The following is a 16,248-nucleotide window of genomic DNA, read 5'->3' as shown; positions in this document are numbered from 1 at the left end:
TGGCGTGCTCAAGCGTGCTCAGGCGTGCTCAATCGAGCCTGAACTGCCCCACCGTCTGCGCGAGGTTCGCGGCCTGTCCGCGCAGCGCGGCGGCGGCGGCCGTCGACTGCTCGACGAGCGCCGCATTCTGCTGGACCATCTCGTCAAGCTGGCTCACCGCGCGGTTCACCTCCTGGATGCCGCGCGTCTGCTCGCCGGCTGCCTGGGTCACCTCGGAAATGATGGTGGTCACGTTCGACACGTTCGCAAGGATCTCGTCCATCGTCTCACCAGCGCTGCGCACGAGTTGCGAGCCCGAATTCACGCTCGCCACCGTCGACTCGATCAGCGCCTTGATCTCGCGCGCGGCCTGCGCGCTGCGCTGCGCGAGGCTGCGCACCTCGCCCGCCACGACTGCGAAGCCGCGCCCCTGCTCGCCGGCGCGCGCCGCCTCCACCGCCGCGTTCAGCGCGAGAATGTTGGTTTGAAAAGCAATGCCGTCGATCACGCCGATGATGTCGGCGATCTTCACCGAGGCGTGCTCGATCGCGCCCATCGTGTCCACCACGTCCGAAATCACCGCGCCGCCGCGCGAGGCCACCGCCGAGGCCGACGACGCCGTCACGTCCGCCTGCTGCGCCGCGTTGGCGGACTGCGCCACCGTCGCCGTGATCTGCTCCATCGAGGCCGCCGTTTGCTGGAGGCTCGCCGCCGCCGATTCGGTGCGGCCCGAGAGATCGACGTTGCCTGCGGCGATCTCGTCGCTCGCCGTGCGCACCGATTCGCTCGCATCACGGATGTGGCGCATCACGTCGCGCAACTTGTCCATGAACGCGTTGAACGCGCGCGCGATCTGCGCGACTTCGTCGTCGCCCGCCGCGGGCAGGCGCTGCGTGAGATCGCCCTCGCCCTTGCCGATGGCGTCCATCGCATCGCGCACGCGCGAAAGGCGCTGGAACGACACCGCCGTCACCGCGCCGACCACCAGCGCCGCCACCACCGCGATCACCACCAGCGCGGCGAGCGAGGCCGTGAGGAGCGAGCGCATGCCCGCCGTGGCCTCGGCGCGATCGAGCGCGACCACCAGGCGCCAGTCCGTGCCCGCGATCGGCTGCGCGCGCATCAACCGGGCATCGCCGCCCGCCTCGACCACGAGCGGCGCACGCGCCGCGAACAGCGCGGCCAGCTTGTCGCCCGTGAGCGCGGGCGCAATTTCGGTGACGGGCTTGAGCGTGAGCTTCGCGTCGTTGTGCGCGACGATCTGGCCCGCGCTGTCGATCAGCATGCCGAAGCTCGCGGGCGTCGGACGAATCGCGCGCACGTTGGCGATCACGCTGTCCATGACGACGTCGCCGGAAACGACGGCCTTCACGGCGCCCTCGCGAATCACGGGCTGCGCGAACGACACCACGAGCTTGCCCGTGGCCGCATCCACGTACGGCGGGGTCACCACGCCCTTGCCCGCCGCCACCGCCTGCTGGTACCAGGGCCGGCCGGTCGGATCGTAATCGGCGGGAATGCCGGCGCTGTTGGCGAACTTCGCGCTCTTGTCGGGGTAGCCCACGTAGACGTCCAGGAAGCCGCCGGCGGCGGCGACCTGCTTGAGCATGGGCACGGGATCGGGTTGCAGCACGGCGTCCTGCAGGGAATCGATCATGTGCGCATGGCTTGCGACCCATTCGCCGATGCCCCGCGCGTGGCTGTCCTCGACGGCCGTGAGCGTGGCGTCGATCGAATCCCGGTTGTGCGAATCTGCAACGATGTAGTCGAGCGCCGTGTTGGCCGCCAGCGCGGTGACGACGATAACGACGCATAGCGCGACGATGCGCGCCCGAATGGTGGTGAACATAGAACGAAAGGCGCCGTATGAAGATGAGTGAATCGAGCTGCGGTATCGATCTGCGATACCTGCGGCAAAAATCGAAGATCCACGCGTTTACGGCGTCCAGCGCACAAGACTTGAGCCCGGTTTATCGGAGCGCGCGCAACGACGCGGCCCCTTCCCGGTTTCCTTTCCGGTTTATTTGCTTGCCGCGGCTTTCTTCTTGTCGCCGATACGGCTCTCAGTGCCGCTCACGAGCTTCGAGATATTGGTCCGATGGCGCCAGAACAGCAGCACGCTCATCGCGAGAATCGCGAGCGCCATCACGTGTGCACCGAACATGAGCACGCAAAAGAACGGCGCGAACACCGCGGCCGCGAGCGCCGCCAGCGACGAATAGCGCGTGAAGAACGCGACGATCAGCCAGGTGAGCAGCGTGGCGCCCCCCAGCACCGGGCTCACGGCGAGCAGCACGCCCGCGGCGGTCGCTACGCCCTTGCCGCCCTGGAAACGGAAGAACACCGGATACAGGTGGCCGAGGAACACGGCAATGACCGACACGGCGACGGCCGTCTCGCCCAGACCGAAACGCGGCCCGAAGCGCATCGTGAGCCAGACCGCGAGCCAGCCCTTGAACGCGTCGCCGATCAGCGTGAGGATGGCGGCCTTCTTGTTGCCGCTGCGCAGGACGTTGGTCGCGCCCGGGTTGCCGGAGCCATAGGAGCGCGGGTCGTCGAGGCCCATGACGGCGCTCACGACCACGGCAAACGAAATCGAGCCGATCAGATAGGCAGCAACGGCAACAAACAGGTTGTACATGCACGAAACCCGAAGGAAGAAAAACAAAGCGCGGCGCCCCGGTGCGGATAAGCGGGGGGTTGCACGCGCGAAGACGCTCATTCTACCGAAGCGCGGGCGGCTCTTGCCGCCACCCCAGGGCAATCAGGGAACGCGGGGGGTGGCCTGCGCGTGCCCGGACACCGCCATCACTCAACTCCGGGCGTCGCCACGCCGGGCGTCGCTACGCTTGCGCACTGCACCGGTTTAGCCCCCAGCAGCGCCGTGAGCACGGCGGGCGCAAGGCTCACGAGATAGCCGCGCCGGCCGCCGTTGAGCCAGATCTGGTCGAGTTCGAGAATGCTCGATTCGACGTACACGGGCATCGTTTTCTTCGTGCCGAACGGCGAGGTGCCGCCCACGAGGTAACCCGAGTGGCGGTTCGCGACCTCGGGCTTGCAGGGCTCGACGCGCTTGGCGCCGATCTGCCGCGCGAGGTTCTTGGTGGAGACCTTGCGATCGCCGTGCATGAGGACGATTAGCGGCTTCGCGTGCTCGTCCTCCATCACGAGGGTCTTGACGACGCGATGCTCGTCCACGCCGAGCTGGCGCGCGGATTCGCCCGTGCCGCCGTGCTCGACGTACTCGTAGGGATGCTCGCCGAACACCACGCCCGCGCGGCGCAGCATCTGCGTGGCGGGCGTTTCGGAGACATGTTTCGATTTGCTCATGGCGCGCATTTTAATGTGCAACGGCGCCCCGTGGTGGCGTTGCAAGCGGCGTTGCAAGCGGCGTTGCATGTGCCGTTGAAGGCCCGCACCACGGCACCCTACCCGCGCGGATGATGCGCTTCGTGCAGTTGCCGCAAACGCTCGCGCGCGACGTGCGTATAGATCTGCGTCGTGGAGATGTCGCTGTGGCCGAGCAGCAGTTGCACCACGCGCAGGTCCGCGCCGTGATTGAGCAGATGCGTGGCGAACGCGTGGCGCAAGGTGTGCGGCGAAAGCGGCGCGTGCACGCCCGCGTTGAGCGCGTGGCGCTTGATGATGTTCCAGAACTGCTGGCGCGTCATGCCCTCGGCGCGCGCGGTGACGAACAGCGCATCGGCCGGGCGCGCGCCGAGCAGCGCGGGCCGCGCCTCACGCAGATAGCGGGTGATCCATGCCGCGGCCTCTTCACCGAACGGAATCAGGCGCTCCTTCGAGCCCTTGCCGAGCACGCGCACGACGCCTTCGTTCAGGCCCACCTCGACGGTCTTGAGCGTGACGAGCTCGGTCACGCGCAGGCCGCTCGCGTACATCAACTCGAGCATCGTGCGGTCGCGCAGGCCGAGCGGCGTGGCCACATCGGGCGTGTTCAGCAACGCTTCGACCTGCGCCTCGGTGAGCGTCGACGGAAAGCGGGGCGCTTGCTTCGCCGAGCGCACGCGCACGGTCGGGTCCACGCTCACGCGCCGCTCGCGCAACGCCCAGCCGAAGTAGCGCCGGAATACCGAAAGACGGCGGTTCGCCGAGGTCGATTTGTCGTCCTTGCGGCGCGCGCTGTAGGCGAGCAGATCGTCCTCGTGCACCGTGTCGAGGCCGTGCGAGCGCGCCTGCGCGAGCCACTCGGCAAAGAGGCGCAGATCGCGCCGGTAAGCGTCGAGCGTATTGCGCGAGAGGCCATGCTCGAGCCACATGGCGTCGCAGAAGGTGTCGATGGCGAGCAGGCTTGCGGAAAGCGCCTGCGCGCAGGCTGGAGCCAGCGCGGGAGCTTCGGCTTCCTGCATGCCGTTCATCGCGCCTGCCATCGCGCCTGTCATCGGATCGTTACGCCTTCATGGTTAAGCAGCCAGCGCTTCACCTCGCGAAAGAAGCCGTCGCCGCCGTGATGCGCGAAGCCGCCGATGCCGCTCGCCGACACCACGCGGTGGCACGGAATCACGATCGGAAAAGGATTCGAGCCGCAGGCCTGCCCCACCGCACGTGCGCTGATGCTGCCGATGCGCTTCGCAAGCGTGCCGTAGGTGAGCACCTCGCCCGCCCCGATCGCGCTGATGCCGCCCCATACGCGGCGCTGAAACGCCGTGCCAAGCGGCGCGAGCGGCAAGTCGAAGTCTGTTTGCGCGCTCGCGAAATAGCGCGTGATCTGCGCGGCCGCGCGCTCGGCGAGCGGGCAGTCGGGCGCGAGCGCACGTGTGGATTCGGGCAGATAGACGAGCTCGCGCACCGCGCCATCGCCGGTGCGAATGCCGACCTTGCCGAACGGCGCTTCGATTACTGCGTTGAACATCGCTTCTCCTTACCTCGATCCCGTGCAAGCTCGATACGTGCGCCAGTCTAAGCCGCTTCCAGCGCCCATTGCACATGCTCGCGCACCAGCGCAGAAGCATCGTGCTCGCGCGCGCGCAACGCCGCCACGACCGCCGCCCGGCCTTCCTGCCGATCCTGCCGATCCTGCCCGTCGTGGCTGTCACGCGGCGCACGCAGCGCATTGCCCATCGCCACGGCGAGATTGCGCAACCACGCCTCGTGGCCGATGCGTCGGATCGCGCTGCCCTGCATGCGCTCGTCGAACTGCGCAGCACTCCAGCCGAAAAGCTCGACGAGACTCGCCCGGTCGAGCCCGTGGCGCACATCGAAATCCGCGACCGGCGCGGCTTGCGCGAACTTGTTCCACGGGCACACGAGCTGGCAGTCGTCGCAGCCGTAGACACGATTGCCGATCAGCTCGCGAAATTCCAGGGGAATGCTGCCCTTCAATTCGATCGTCAGATAGGAAATGCAGCGCCGCGCATCGACGCGGTACGGCCCGACGATCGCCCCCGTCGGACAGGCACCGATGCAGCGCGTGCAGCTGCCGCAATGCGCACCGGGCTGCCCGGGCGCCTGCGAGGCGCGATCCCGCGCGCCCTGCAAGTTCTGCACCTGCAAGTTCTGCACCTGCACGTTCTGCACCTGCACGTTCTGCACCTGCACGTTCTGCACCTGCACGTTCTGCACCTGCACGTTCTGCACCTGCACGTGTTGCGCCGCGTCCGCATCGGTGGGCAACGGCACGTCCACGTAGATTTCGCCGAGAAAGAACAGCGAGCCCGCATCGCGCTGCAAGAGCAAGGTGTGCTTGCCGCGCCAGCCGATGCCGGCCTTCTGCGCGAGCTCGACTTCGAGCACCGGCGCCGAATCGGTGAACACGCGAAAGCCAAACGCGCCGATCTCGGCCTCGATGCGCTCGGCCAGTTGCTGCAGCCGCGCGCGCAGCACCTTGTGATAGTCGCGGCCGCGCGCGTAGATCGACACCACGGCCGCGTGCGGATCGTTCAGCCGCGCTCGCTCGTGCTGCCGCCAGTCCTCCGAAAGCATTTTGTCGGCGAGCGTGGCGGCGGGCAAATAGGCCATGCGCGCAGTGATGACGCGTCGCGTACCGGCCACAAGCTCTGCGGGCCTTGCGCGTTTCATCCCATGTTTGGCCATATAATCCATCTCGCCATGGCAGTCTGCTTCGAGCCACGCAGCAAGGCCCGCCTCGGCATGAGATAGATCGGTGTCGCTGATGCCGATCGCACCGAACCCCAGCTCGCGTCCCCATGCGCGGATGCGATCCGCGAGTGCGGCCAGCGCCGCTTCATCGAGCGGCGCAGTCTCATCGCGCGGCGCTAACCTGCCGGCTCCCGACATGGCAACGCCCGCTGCAGCCGCTTGTGCTGTCGACTGTGCAGCCAACGGCGCGGGCGAATTCGCCGATGTCTCGACCGGCGTGCGCGCATCGACCAAATCGTGCGCTTCGTGCTGATCGTGCGAATTGTCGTGCATCGGGTTCGAAGGGGAATGCGAGGGATTCATTACGCTATTTTACGAGAATGCCCGGAACACCCGACATGCCCGGACACGACCACGCGAGCCTGCCTGGCGCGCCCATTCTGCTCGAACGCCGCTTCGCGCTCGCGGATGAAGCCGCCACCGATGCGTTCGGCGCGCGCTTCGCGCACGCGCTCGAAAGCCTGCGCACGCAAGAATCTGACCCTGCGCAGTTCCGCGGCCTGCACGTGCAGCTTTTCGGCGACCTGGGCGCGGGCAAGACCTCGCTCGTGCGCGCCGCGCTGCGCGCGCTCGGCCATGCCGGACGGGTGCGCAGCCCGACCTATACGCTCGTCGAGCCCTATACGGTGGCCACGGCGAGCGGGGAACTCCAGCTCTATCACTTCGATCTCTATCGTTTCAGCGACCCGGCCGAATGGGCCGACGCCGGCTTTCGCGAATATTTCGCGCAAGGGGCGGTGTGTCTCGTCGAATGGCCGCAACGCGCGGGTGGCCTGCTCGGCGTGCCGGACCTCGTGTTCCATCTCGAACCGGGTCCGTACGGTGAAGGCCGCGTGCTCACCGCGTACGCATACAGCGCATCAGGAAAGGCATGTCTAGAAAGATGTTAATCAAACCGTTCCGCTCGATCGAATCCGCGGCCACCGCCACCCACAACTGGCGGCGCAGGCAGATTCTGAAAGCGGGCGCGTCCACGCTGATGCTCGGCCTCACGGTCGCGGCGCCACGTCTCGCGTGGGCAGCATCGGTGATCGGCGTGCGCGTGTGGCCCGCGCGCGACTACACGCGCGTCACCATCGAGTCGGATCAGCCGCTGCAGAACTCGCAGCAATTGCTGCAAGGCCCCGACCGGCTCGTCGTCGACCTGAACGGCCTCGACCTCGACGACGCGCTCAAGAATCTCGTCTCCAAGATCACGCCGAACGATCCGCAGATCCAGGCCGTGCGCGTGGGCCAGTATCAGCCGCACGTGGTGCGCATGGTGTTCGACCTCAAGGGGTCGGTCAAGCCGCAGGTCTTCAATCTGCAGCCCGTGGGTTCGTACAAGTACCGGCTCGTGTTCGATCTCTATCCGGCGGTCGCGCCCGATCCGCTCATGGACCTGCTCGCCCAGACCGAGCACAAGCAGCAGCAGCTCGACTCGCGTGAAGCAATGGGCAACCAGGCGCCGCCTGCACCGCCCTCCACGCTCGCGGGTCCCAACAACCCGCCCGTGCACGATAACAGCGATGCCTTTTTCGAGCGCTACGCACAGAACGATGCGGGCGCCACCCTGCCTGGCACGCCGGGCACGCCAGCAACGCCGTCCTCGCCGCGCCCGACGGTGCCGCCAGTCGTGCCGCCGGCGACGATCCTGCCGCGCCCGAAGCCCGCGCCGAAGCCGCCCGTCATCGCGCAGGACAACAACAGCGGCCCGGCGGACGACAACTATGGCTTCACCACGCCGAAATCCAGCAAGGGCGGCACCACGCGTCTTCTGACGGTGGCGATCGACCCCGGCCACGGCGGTGAGGATCCCGGTGCAATCGGCGGCGCAGGCACGTACGAAAAGCACATCGCGCTCGACATCGCGAAGAAGCTGCGCGTGAAAATCGACGCGCAGCCCAACATGCGCGCGATGATGACGCGCGACGCCGACTTCTTCGTGCCGCTGAACGTGCGCGTGCAGAAAGCGCGCCGCGTGGGCGCCGACCTGTTCGTGTCGATCCACGCCGACGCGTTCACCACGCCGGAGGCGCGCGGCTCGTCGGTGTTCGCGCTTTCCGAGCACGGCGCGTCGAGCGCGGCCGCGCGCTGGATGGCGAACAAGGAGAACTCGTCGGACCAGATCGGCGGAATCAACGTGAAGACGGCGGACGCATACGTGAACCGTGCGCTCTTCGACATGTCGACCACGGCGCAGATTCGCGACTCGCTGCGCTACGGCGGCTTCGTGCTCAACGAAGTCGGCACGATCAACAAGCTGCACAAGGGCTCGGTCGAGCAGGCGGGCTTCGCGGTGCTCAAGGCGCCCGACATTCCGTCGATCCTCGTGGAGACGGCTTTCATCAGCAATCCCGAGGAAGAGCAGAAGCTCAACGACAACGCCTATCGCGACAAGATGGCGAACGCCATCCTCAAGGGCATCACGCGCTACTTCGCGGCGAATCCGCCGCTCGCGAAGAGCCGGATGACGTAAGCCAGGCCACACGAGTTGCCGCGAACTTCCGAAGCGAGCGGCAAGTGGCGGCCAAGCGGCGAACGTCTGCGTTCAGGAACGCGCGGCCAGCATCGACGCCAGCCGCGCCCCGACCCGCCCGCCGAACACATTCACGGCCAGCCCGGCCATCACGAGCGCCGCGCCGCCGATCTGGGCGGCGGAAAGTCGCTCGCCGAGCAGCAGCGCCGCGGCCGCCAGCCCGACGATCGGCACGAGCAGCGAAAACGGCGCGACCTGGCTTGCCGGATACTTCGAGAGCAGCCGGCTCCAGAGGCTGTAGCCGAGTATCGTGGCCACGAACGCGAGATAGATGATGGCGCCGATCGAATCGACGCCGATGCCGCCGAGCGCCGCCTCGATGCGCTGCGGCCCCTCGACAAGGTACGAAAGCGCGAGAAACGGCAGCGGCGGAATCAGGCTCCCCCACACCACGAGCCCGACGAGATCCACTTTCCCCGCCTTCTTCGTGACGATGTTGCCGAGCGCCCACATGCAGGCCGAGCACAGCGTGAGCAAGAAGCCGGCCACGGTCATCGCCTGCGCGCCTGGGCCCGCGGCCGCGGAAGACGATTGCAGGCCGATCACCGCCAGCCCGCACGCCGCGATCAGCAAACCGAACACGTTCTGCGCGCGAAAGCGCTCGCCAAGGAAAATCGCCGCGAACACGAGCGTGAAGAACGCCTGCGCCTGCAGCACGACCGAGGCGAGCCCGGCGGGCATGCCCACGTACATGGCCGTGAAGAGAAACACGAACTGGCCGAACGAGATCGTCGCGCCATAAGCGAGCAGCCAGCGCAGCGGCAATTTCGGGCGCTTGACGAACAGCACCGCCGGAAACGCCGCCAGCAGAAAGCGCAACGCGCCGAGCAACAGCGGCGGCACGCCGTGCAGCCCCACCTTGATCACCACGAAATTCACGCCCCACGCGAGTACGACCACGAGCGCACTCAGCAAGTCCTTCGGTGACATCTCCGGCTCCGCTTATTGTTCAGTCGAAACCGCAAGTTTACCGGCCAGCGCGCGCTCGTGCTCGCGTCCCGCGCGGCGCACCGGCGAGGCCGGCGTTAGAATGAGCGCCTGCTCGCGCGCCGCGCCCTCCGCACGGCCCTTCGCCGTGCCTCCATTCGTGCCGTCCGACTCATCAAGGAAGTGTTCATGTCCTCATCGATCAAAGCGGTTCTCAAGCCCCATCAGCGCGACATCGGCAATCTCTATGTGCGCCGCGTGCTGCCCGCGATGGCCGCGCGCCTCGTCGGCCCGTTCATCTTCTTCGACCACATGGGGCCGGCCACACTCGCGCCCGGCGCCGGCGTCGACGTGCGCCCGCATCCGCATATCGGTCTCGCCACCGTCACCTATCTGTTCGACGGCGCGCTCATGCATCGCGACAGCATCGGCTCGGCGCAGAAGATCGTCCCCGGCGACGTCAACTGGATGACGGCCGGGCGCGGCATCGTCCATTCGGAGCGCACGCCCGACGAAGCGCGCCAGACCGGCTTCACCATGCACGGCATCCAGACCTGGGTGGCGCTGCCGCTCGAGCACGAAGACACCGAGCCGTCGTTCTTCCATCACGCCGCCGACACGCTGCCGAACCTCGAGCGCAACGGCGTCTCGATGCGCGTGATCGCGGGCACGGCGTTCGGCGCAACCTCGCCCGTCGCGACCTTCTCGGGCACGCTCTACGTGGCCGCCGACTTCGCGCCCGGCGGCACCATCGCGCTCGACGCCGAGCACGAGGAGCGCGGCGTCTATCTCGTCGAAGGCGACCTGTCGATCGACGGCACGCCGCTCGAGCAATACACGATGGCCGTGCTGGAACCGGGCGAAACCGTCACGCTCGCGAGCACCGGCGGGGCACGCGTGATGCTGCTCGGAGGCGAGAAGCTCGCGGGCGAGCGCTTCATCGAATGGAATTTCGTCGCCAGTTCGCGCGAGAAGATCGAGGCCGCCAAGCACGCGTGGACACGCCAGGAAATGGGGCACGTCCCCGGCGAGACCGAATGGATTCCGCTGCCCGAAAAGAAACCGCAGCATTGAAGCGCGCCGATCCGCCCTCATCTTATGCCCATCGTGCGTAATGGATTTTTCCCAACGAGGACCTGATGGATACCACCCTGGCCACTTTTGAAAAGGACGTGATCGAAGCGTCGGCGCTCGCGCCGGTGCTGGTCGACTTCTGGGCGCCCTGGTGCGGCCCGTGCAAGACGCTCGGACCGTTGCTCGAAAAACTCGAAGCCGAATACGCGGGCAAATGGAAGCTCGTGAAGGTCAACGTCGACGAGAACCAGGAGCTCGCCGCGCACTTCCAGGTGCGCAGCATTCCGCACGTGGTGGCGTTCGCCGACCAGCAGGCGGTCGACCAGTTCATCGGCGTGCTGTCCGAAGGCCAGCTGCGCGAATTCCTCGACCGGCTGATTCCGGATTCAGCGCTTGCCGCGCGCGAGGCCGCCCAGCAAGCGCTCGCCGAAGGCCGCCGCGAGGATGCTTATGAGGCGCTGCAAGCCGCGCTCGCATTCGACCCGGGCATGGAAGACGCCCGCATGGACCTGATCGAGCTGCTGCTCGCCGACAACCGCGCCGACGAAGCGCACAAGGAAGTCGAGCTGCTCTCGCCCAAGACCACGCAGGGCATCGACGCGCGCTTTAACGCGCTCAAGACGCGCCTCGACGCGATCGACGCCGCCGCCGACCTGCCGCCCACCGACGCGCTCGAAGTCCGCGTGGCCGAGCACCCCGAGGACCTCGAAGCGCGCTTCGACCTCGCGAGCGCGCTGATCGCGCGGCGCAAGTACGCGGGCGCGCTCGAACACCTGCTCGAGATCGTCAAGCGCGACCGCGCGTTCCGCGAGGACATTGGCCGCAAAACCATGCTCTCGGTGTTCGATCTCGCGTCGCATCAACCGCAGCTCGTGAGCGAATGGCGGCGCAAGTTGAGCGCTACGTTGAACTGAACTGAGGGAGTGGGGCCGGCCTGTCGGTGCAGCGCTCCAACAGGGAAGTTCCGGGACCGAAAACCTGGAGATTCGGTCGTTCCGCCCGGAATTCCCTAAGCCCGGACCAGAAATTGCGCCCCCATCCTTGCAATAAGATCTTGCGGGGTCGCCGGACGATCAGTTCCAGCTCCCGGAGCGAGCGTCCCCGTCAATATCCGAGGGCGCTAACGCAGTTGGGAACGCCTCGCGCACCACGTCCTCGATACGGGCGACGACCTCATCCGGCAGATGTTTGTACGTTTTGCGTTCGTTCGAGAAGGGCCGCCCACCCGGCGACGCCGTCACATGCGAAGCATCCTCGCCAGGCGCGTACTTCCACAGTCGTGTAGTTGGGCGGGAAAAGCCATTCAGCACATTCAGGGATCCATCTGCCCGACGCAGGAGCACTGCGGAGACCGGCACAATGGCCCCGCCCTTCAGGCGTCGCGCCCCTGTTAATGACGTGGTGGATAAGAAAGCGGTGAATGCGGCCATTGCCATCCAGAAATGCATGCAGGAAAACAATCCAAAGGCCCACAGGCGGGAGCACATCTGGAAACCGATATCCGCCGGTGTCCGGATGGCGTTGATGAAAGCTGCCCATGTTCGTCCGACGCGAAAATGCCTTACAGGTACGCCAGTTGTCGGCACGTTCGACGCTGTTCGGTCCGATCCGAACAGGGTTCGGGCTGCCTTGCCGCATCGGTCCCGCGATCATGTTCGGGCAACGTCTGGCATCGAATACCAGAAATTGGTATTCTTCGCAGAGGAGGTGCGAGTCATGAGCAAAAGCACATCGTTCACGCTCGGTGAGCATTTTTCGGAATTCGTCGATGACCGCGTACGCAGCGGCCGCTACAGCACGGCCAGCGACGTTGTCCGAGCCGGCTTGCGCTTGCTTGAGACTGAGGAAGCGAGGCTGGAGGCGCTGCGCAACGCTCTGATCGAAGGCGAGCATTCTGGGCCGTCGCGACCGTTTGATTTTCGCAAGTACGTCGCGGGTAAGCGGAACAAGGCCGCATGAGAGCGTATGTTCTCTCTCCGGCGGCCGAGCGCGACCTTGACGAGATCTGGGATTACACGGTCGCCAGATGGGGAGAGTCGCAGGCTGAGCGTTACATTCTGAGCATCGAAAGCACTATTGTCGGTTTGGCCGACGGCACTCAGCCAAGTCTGTCTGCCGAAGAGGTGCGGGAAGGCTACAGGAAAGCGCTGGTTGGAATGCATGTCGTCTTTTTCAAGCAATCGCCGGCGCTGATCGACGTGATCCGCATCCTGCATCAACAGATGGATATTCCAGCCAGGCTCGGGGACGACAATTAGGCGCAGTGTGATTACCAAAGTCACTGATGCGCAGGGTCGGAATGTATGGCGAGGCTGGGTGCGGCTTCGACGCAATCGGATATACGCGGTCAAGACGGCGTCAGCGCGCAGCCGCCCCATGCGCAAGCGCGCGCAGCACATACGCCGCCGCCGCAAAACCGAAGCTCGCCGTCACGCACACGCTCGAACCAAAGCCCGCGCAATTCAGGCCCACGGGACCGTGCTGGCCCGGCGAAGTGCTCACGTGCTCGGCCTCGTTGTCGATGTCACACACCGCCGCTTCGGGATAGATGAGCGGCTCGTCCGAATACACGGCGCTCACCTTGAAACGCGCCTTGGGGCCGCGCGGAAAACCGTGATGCTTGCGCAATTGCCCGCGCACCTTCGAGAGCAGCGGATCCTGAATCGTGAGCGCGAGATCGTCGATGCGAATGCGCGTGGGATCGAGCTGGCCGCCCGCCCCGCCCACCGTGATGAGCGGCACGCGATGCTCGACGCACCAGGCGATCAGCGCGGTCTTGGTGCGCACGCTGTCGATGGCGTCCACGATGAAATCGAAGCCGCCGCCGAGCAGCGCATCGAAATTCGAAGGCTCGACAAAATCCTCGACGAGCCGCACGTCGCAGGCCGGATCGATGAGCTTGATGCGCTCGGCCATCGCCTCGACCTTCGGCTTGCCGTAATTGCCGTCGAGCGCGTGAATCTGGCGGTTGGTATTGCTCTCCGCGACGTTGTCGAGATCGATGAGCGTAAGCGTGCCGATCGCGCTGCGCGCGAGCGCCTCCGCGACCCACGAGCCCACCCCGCCAATGCCGATCACGGCAACGTGCGCGCGCTCGAAGGCCGCCAGCGCGGGTGCGCCGTAAAGCCGCGCCACGCCGCCAAAGCGACGCGCCCGGTCGGCAACATCGGTTGAAGCGGGCGCGGTAAGATCAGCAAGGCCGGTCGAACCGGCTGCGGCGGAAAGCGGAGTACTGGACATGGCGATAGCGGGTCGAAAACGGACCGATCGCGCACTGCCACGGTCCCAGGCAGCCGGTATTTTGCCCGATCGCGACCAAACGCGCGCGCCCTGCCCATGTGCCACCGCCTTGCCACCGCCTTGCCACTGCTTTGCCACCGCTGTGCCGCAGCCTTCGCAGAACGTTCGCGCCGTCTTCTATATACTTGTCCGCATTGAAGCGTTTGCATAAAAAAATGACCTCGCTCGCCCACCTCCGCAAGAATTACTCACTCGGTTCGCTCGACACCTCCGACGTCGACCCCGACCCGATCCGCCAATTCCAGACCTGGTTCAACCAGGCGCTCGATGCCAGGCTGCCCGAACCCAACGCGATGACCGTCGCGACCGTCGACCAGGACGGCCGCCCCGCCGCGCGCATCCTGCTGATCAAGGCCGTGGACGAGCGTGGCTTCGTTTTCTTCACCAACTACGAAAGCCGCAAGGGCCGCGAGCTTGCCGCCAATCCGCACGCGGCGCTGCTGTTCCACTGGATCGAGCTCGAGCGCCAGGTGCGCATCGAAGGCCGGGTCGAAAAAACCAGCGATGCGGAAAGCGATGCGTATTTCCACTCTCGCCCGCTCGGCTCACGCATTGGCGCGTGGGCCTCGGAGCAGAGCGAGGTGATCGGCAGCCGCGCCGAGCTCGAAGCGCGCGAGCGCGAGATCAGCGCGCAGTACGGCGAGCAACCGCCGCGTCCGCCGCATTGGGGCGGCTACCGGCTCGTGCCGAGCGCCATCGAGTTCTGGCAAGGACGTCCGTCGCGGCTGCACGACCGCATCCGTTATACGCGGGACAATGCACGGGACGGCTCAGCGTGGCACATCGAGCGGCTCGCGCCCTGAGCGGACCGGACAAACCGGCGTACGTCCCGAAGGTTCCACCAGCCTGATCCGCAATACCACGCAGCACTGTGCAGCACCCTGCAACACCCCAGCATCACGCGCGCCGCGGCGCAGCGCCGGTCAGTCGGTTTTGCCTCGTAACACGCCTTGCAATTCGCTTTTGTCTTTGAGCCTCAATCGTTCATCTGACACGGAGAGAAACGCATGTTCTGGGAGAAAAAACTCGCTCAATGGGTCGACGAAGTGCGCCACAAGGCCAACCTGCCCGCGCGGCTCGTGCTGTGGAGCGGCCAGCAGTATGACTTCGGCCACTTCGCCGCCCCGCAGGTCACGCTGAAGGTCAAGAGCGCGGCAGCGCTGCCGCTGCTGCTCGAACCGAGCCTCGACAATCTCGGCGAGGCCTACGTGAAGGGCAAGATCGACATCGAAGGCAAGCTCGCCGACATCATCGCCATCGGCTACTCGCTCGCGCACAACACCATCACGAGCGCAGGCAAGCTCGCGCGGGTGCGCCGCTACTTCACGCACTCGAAGCACTCCGACCAGAGGGCCATCCAGTACCACTATGACGTCTCGAACGCGTTCTACAAGCTGTGGCTCGACGAGAACATGGTCTATTCGTGCGCCTACTTCGAGAACGGCGACGAAGACCTCGCCGCCGCGCAGCTCAAAAAAATCGACCACATTCTCACCAAGATCCAGCTGCAGCCGGGCCAGACGCTGCTCGACATCGGCTGCGGCTGGGGCGCGCTCGTGCTGCGCGCCGCGCAGAAGTTCGGCGCGCGCTGCGTGGGCGTGACGCTCTCGCAAAACCAGTTCGACCTCGCCACCGAGCGCGTGAAGGCCGCGGGCCTCGCCGATCGCATCGAGATCCGTCTGCAGGATTATCGCGACATTCAGGGCCAGTTCGACCGCATCACGAGCGTAGGGATGTTCGAGCACGTCGGGCGCAAAAACCTGCCCGGCTATTTCACCAAGGTGCGCGAGCTGCTCGCCGACGAAGGCATCGCCATGAACCACGGCATCACGTCGACCGATGCCGAGAGCGGCGAGGCGGCGCTGGGCGCCGGCGAGTTCATCGACCGCTATGTGTTCCCCGACGGCGAGCTGCCGCACATCGGCCTCGCGCTCGAAGCGGCGCAGCGCGGCGGTCTCGAGGCGGTTGACGTGGAGAGCCTGCGCCGTCACTATGCGCACACGCTCGGAATCTGGGCGGAGAACTTCGAGGCACACGCCGAGGAAGCGAAAAAGCTTGTCGACGACGAGAAGTTCCGCATCTGGCGCGTCTATCTGGCCGGCTGCGCCTACGCGTTCGAGCACGACGACGTGTCGATCTACCAGATCGTCTGCCGCAAGGCCGGCCGCAATGCGAATACGCTGCCGTGGTCGCGCCGGTATATGTACGAGAAGCCGCTTTGACGCGGCTTTGGCGTCAGGCAGGTGGGGTGGCAGCCGCGCTGCTGCGTTCGCGCCGGACGTAGCCGAACGTAGCCGGACGTAGCCGGACGTTTTGCCGGACGGTGCGCATCG

Annotated in this window: 16 protein-coding genes; 8 read left to right on the top strand and 8 right to left on the bottom strand. The window is 66.1% G+C overall.

What is annotated here, in order from left to right; all coding sequences use genetic code 11:
• Positions 1-28: 28 nt before the first annotated feature.
• The 6 genes from P5W98_RS02640 to queG form a co-directional block, all read right to left on the bottom strand.
• A complete protein-coding gene (locus tag P5W98_RS02640; RefSeq protein ID WP_421042478.1) occupies positions 29-1,828 on the bottom strand; it encodes a methyl-accepting chemotaxis protein in 1,800 nt (599 codons plus the stop codon).
• A 171-nt stretch (positions 1,829-1,999) separates the two neighbouring features.
• On the bottom strand, positions 2,000-2,620 hold the full coding sequence (plsY, locus tag P5W98_RS02635; protein WP_035526722.1) for a glycerol-3-phosphate 1-O-acyltransferase PlsY: 621 nt from the start codon (positions 2,618-2,620) through the stop codon (positions 2,000-2,002).
• Positions 2,621-2,787: 167 nt separating this feature from the next.
• Positions 2,788-3,309, bottom strand: a complete 522-nt coding sequence (ybaK, locus tag P5W98_RS02630) for a Cys-tRNA(Pro) deacylase (RefSeq protein WP_421042479.1) — start codon at positions 3,307-3,309, stop codon at positions 2,788-2,790.
• Positions 3,310-3,407: 98 nt separating this feature from the next.
• Positions 3,408-4,346: a site-specific tyrosine recombinase XerD gene (xerD, locus tag P5W98_RS02625; RefSeq protein WP_421042667.1), complete on the bottom strand. Its 939-nt coding sequence runs from the start codon at positions 4,344-4,346 to the stop codon at positions 3,408-3,410.
• A 29-nt stretch (positions 4,347-4,375) separates the two neighbouring features.
• Positions 4,376-4,849, bottom strand: a complete 474-nt coding sequence (locus tag P5W98_RS02620; RefSeq protein WP_421042480.1) for a methylated-DNA--[protein]-cysteine S-methyltransferase — start codon at positions 4,847-4,849, stop codon at positions 4,376-4,378.
• Positions 4,850-4,896: 47 nt separating this feature from the next.
• A complete protein-coding gene (gene queG, locus P5W98_RS02615; protein WP_434718496.1) occupies positions 4,897-6,234 on the bottom strand; it encodes a tRNA epoxyqueuosine(34) reductase QueG in 1,338 nt (445 codons plus the stop codon).
• A gap of 182 nt (positions 6,235-6,416) precedes the next feature.
• On the opposite strand from queG, the gene tsaE reads away from it, so the two are divergent.
• Positions 6,417-6,986, top strand: a complete 570-nt coding sequence (gene tsaE, locus P5W98_RS02610; protein ID WP_421042481.1) for a tRNA (adenosine(37)-N6)-threonylcarbamoyltransferase complex ATPase subunit type 1 TsaE — start codon at positions 6,417-6,419, stop codon at positions 6,984-6,986.
• The gene (locus tag P5W98_RS02605) at positions 6,968-8,554 is read left to right on the top strand and encodes an N-acetylmuramoyl-L-alanine amidase (RefSeq protein ID WP_421042482.1); all 1,587 of its coding nucleotides are present in this window, start codon (positions 6,968-6,970) and stop codon (positions 8,552-8,554) included. Before tsaE ends, P5W98_RS02605 begins: the two co-directional genes overlap by 19 nt.
• Positions 8,555-8,626: 72 nt before the next feature.
• On the opposite strand, the gene P5W98_RS02600 is transcribed toward P5W98_RS02605, so the two are convergent.
• The gene (locus P5W98_RS02600; RefSeq protein ID WP_421042483.1) at positions 8,627-9,544 is read right to left on the bottom strand and encodes an EamA family transporter; all 918 of its coding nucleotides are present in this window, start codon (positions 9,542-9,544) and stop codon (positions 8,627-8,629) included.
• A gap of 186 nt (positions 9,545-9,730) precedes the next feature.
• Between P5W98_RS02600 and P5W98_RS02595 the strand changes: the two genes are divergently transcribed.
• The 4 genes from P5W98_RS02595 (at position 9,731) to P5W98_RS02580 (ending at position 12,873) form a co-directional block, all read left to right on the top strand.
• The gene (locus tag P5W98_RS02595) at positions 9,731-10,615 is read left to right on the top strand and encodes a pirin family protein (RefSeq protein ID WP_434718211.1); all 885 of its coding nucleotides are present in this window, start codon (positions 9,731-9,733) and stop codon (positions 10,613-10,615) included.
• Positions 10,616-10,680: 65 nt separating this feature from the next.
• The gene (gene trxA, locus P5W98_RS02590) at positions 10,681-11,529 is read left to right on the top strand and encodes a thioredoxin (RefSeq protein ID WP_421023106.1); all 849 of its coding nucleotides are present in this window, start codon (positions 10,681-10,683) and stop codon (positions 11,527-11,529) included.
• Between the two features lie 802 nt (positions 11,530-12,331).
• Positions 12,332-12,574, top strand: coding sequence for a type II toxin-antitoxin system ParD family antitoxin (locus P5W98_RS02585; protein WP_035526739.1), 243 nt, complete (start codon positions 12,332-12,334; stop codon positions 12,572-12,574).
• Positions 12,571-12,873, top strand: coding sequence for a type II toxin-antitoxin system RelE/ParE family toxin (locus tag P5W98_RS02580; RefSeq protein WP_421023105.1), 303 nt, complete (start codon positions 12,571-12,573; stop codon positions 12,871-12,873). The genes P5W98_RS02585 and P5W98_RS02580 overlap by 4 nt, the downstream gene beginning before the upstream one ends.
• Positions 12,874-12,973: 100 nt before the next feature.
• On the opposite strand, the gene P5W98_RS02575 is transcribed toward P5W98_RS02580, so the two are convergent.
• Positions 12,974-13,855 carry a tRNA threonylcarbamoyladenosine dehydratase gene (locus P5W98_RS02575; RefSeq protein WP_434718210.1) on the bottom strand — a complete coding sequence of 294 codons (882 nt, stop codon included), beginning with the start codon at positions 13,853-13,855 and terminating at the stop codon, positions 12,974-12,976.
• Positions 13,856-14,070: 215 nt separating this feature from the next.
• On the opposite strand from P5W98_RS02575, the gene pdxH reads away from it, so the two are divergent.
• Together pdxH and P5W98_RS02565 are read left to right on the top strand one after the other, a co-directional pair.
• Positions 14,071-14,718 (top strand): pyridoxamine 5'-phosphate oxidase, encoded by a 648-nt coding sequence (gene pdxH / locus P5W98_RS02570; protein ID WP_421042487.1) that lies wholly within the window; start codon positions 14,071-14,073, stop codon positions 14,716-14,718.
• A gap of 204 nt (positions 14,719-14,922) precedes the next feature.
• The gene (locus tag P5W98_RS02565; protein WP_434718209.1) at positions 14,923-16,137 is read left to right on the top strand and encodes a class I SAM-dependent methyltransferase; all 1,215 of its coding nucleotides are present in this window, start codon (positions 14,923-14,925) and stop codon (positions 16,135-16,137) included.
• The last annotated feature ends 111 nt before the right edge of the window (positions 16,138-16,248 follow it).

It is taken from the genome of Paraburkholderia sp. A1BS-2L (assembly GCF_051125205.1).
GTDB lineage: Bacteria > Pseudomonadota > Gammaproteobacteria > Burkholderiales > Burkholderiaceae > Paraburkholderia.
Note: the sequence above shows the minus strand (reverse complement) of the source record. Positions and strands in the feature narration are given on the sequence as shown.

What these genes read in the sequence shown, in the direction of transcription:
- P5W98_RS02605 (WP_421042482.1), top strand. Translation starts at nt 6,968, where the DNA reads ATGTCTAGAAAGATGTTAATCAAACCGTTCCGCTCGATCGAATCCGCG.
- P5W98_RS02565 (WP_434718209.1), top strand. Translation starts at nt 14,923, where the DNA reads ATGTTCTGGGAGAAAAAACTCGCTCAATGGGTCGACGAAGTGCGCCAC.
- P5W98_RS02640 (WP_421042478.1), bottom strand. Translation starts at nt 1,828, where the DNA reads ATGTTCACCACCATTCGGGCGCGCATCGTCGCGCTATGCGTCGTTATC.
- plsY (WP_035526722.1), bottom strand. Translation starts at nt 2,620, where the DNA reads ATGTACAACCTGTTTGTTGCCGTTGCTGCCTATCTGATCGGCTCGATT.
- pdxH (WP_421042487.1), top strand. Translation starts at nt 14,071, where the DNA reads ATGACCTCGCTCGCCCACCTCCGCAAGAATTACTCACTCGGTTCGCTC.
- P5W98_RS02620 (WP_421042480.1), bottom strand. Translation starts at nt 4,849, where the DNA reads ATGTTCAACGCAGTAATCGAAGCGCCGTTCGGCAAGGTCGGCATTCGC.
- trxA (WP_421023106.1), top strand. Translation starts at nt 10,681, where the DNA reads ATGGATACCACCCTGGCCACTTTTGAAAAGGACGTGATCGAAGCGTCG.
- P5W98_RS02600 (WP_421042483.1), bottom strand. Translation starts at nt 9,544, where the DNA reads ATGTCACCGAAGGACTTGCTGAGTGCGCTCGTGGTCGTACTCGCGTGG.
- queG (WP_434718496.1), bottom strand. Translation starts at nt 6,234, where the DNA reads ATGTCGGGAGCCGGCAGGTTAGCGCCGCGCGATGAGACTGCGCCGCTC.
- P5W98_RS02595 (WP_434718211.1), top strand. Translation starts at nt 9,731, where the DNA reads ATGTCCTCATCGATCAAAGCGGTTCTCAAGCCCCATCAGCGCGACATC.
- P5W98_RS02585 (WP_035526739.1), top strand. Translation starts at nt 12,332, where the DNA reads ATGAGCAAAAGCACATCGTTCACGCTCGGTGAGCATTTTTCGGAATTC.
- tsaE (WP_421042481.1), top strand. Translation starts at nt 6,417, where the DNA reads ATGCCCGGAACACCCGACATGCCCGGACACGACCACGCGAGCCTGCCT.
- P5W98_RS02580 (WP_421023105.1), top strand. Translation starts at nt 12,571, where the DNA reads ATGAGAGCGTATGTTCTCTCTCCGGCGGCCGAGCGCGACCTTGACGAG.
- ybaK (WP_421042479.1), bottom strand. Translation starts at nt 3,309, where the DNA reads ATGAGCAAATCGAAACATGTCTCCGAAACGCCCGCCACGCAGATGCTG.
- P5W98_RS02575 (WP_434718210.1), bottom strand. Translation starts at nt 13,855, where the DNA reads ATGTCCAGTACTCCGCTTTCCGCCGCAGCCGGTTCGACCGGCCTTGCT.
- xerD (WP_421042667.1), bottom strand. Translation starts at nt 4,346, where the DNA reads ATGCAGGAAGCCGAAGCTCCCGCGCTGGCTCCAGCCTGCGCGCAGGCG.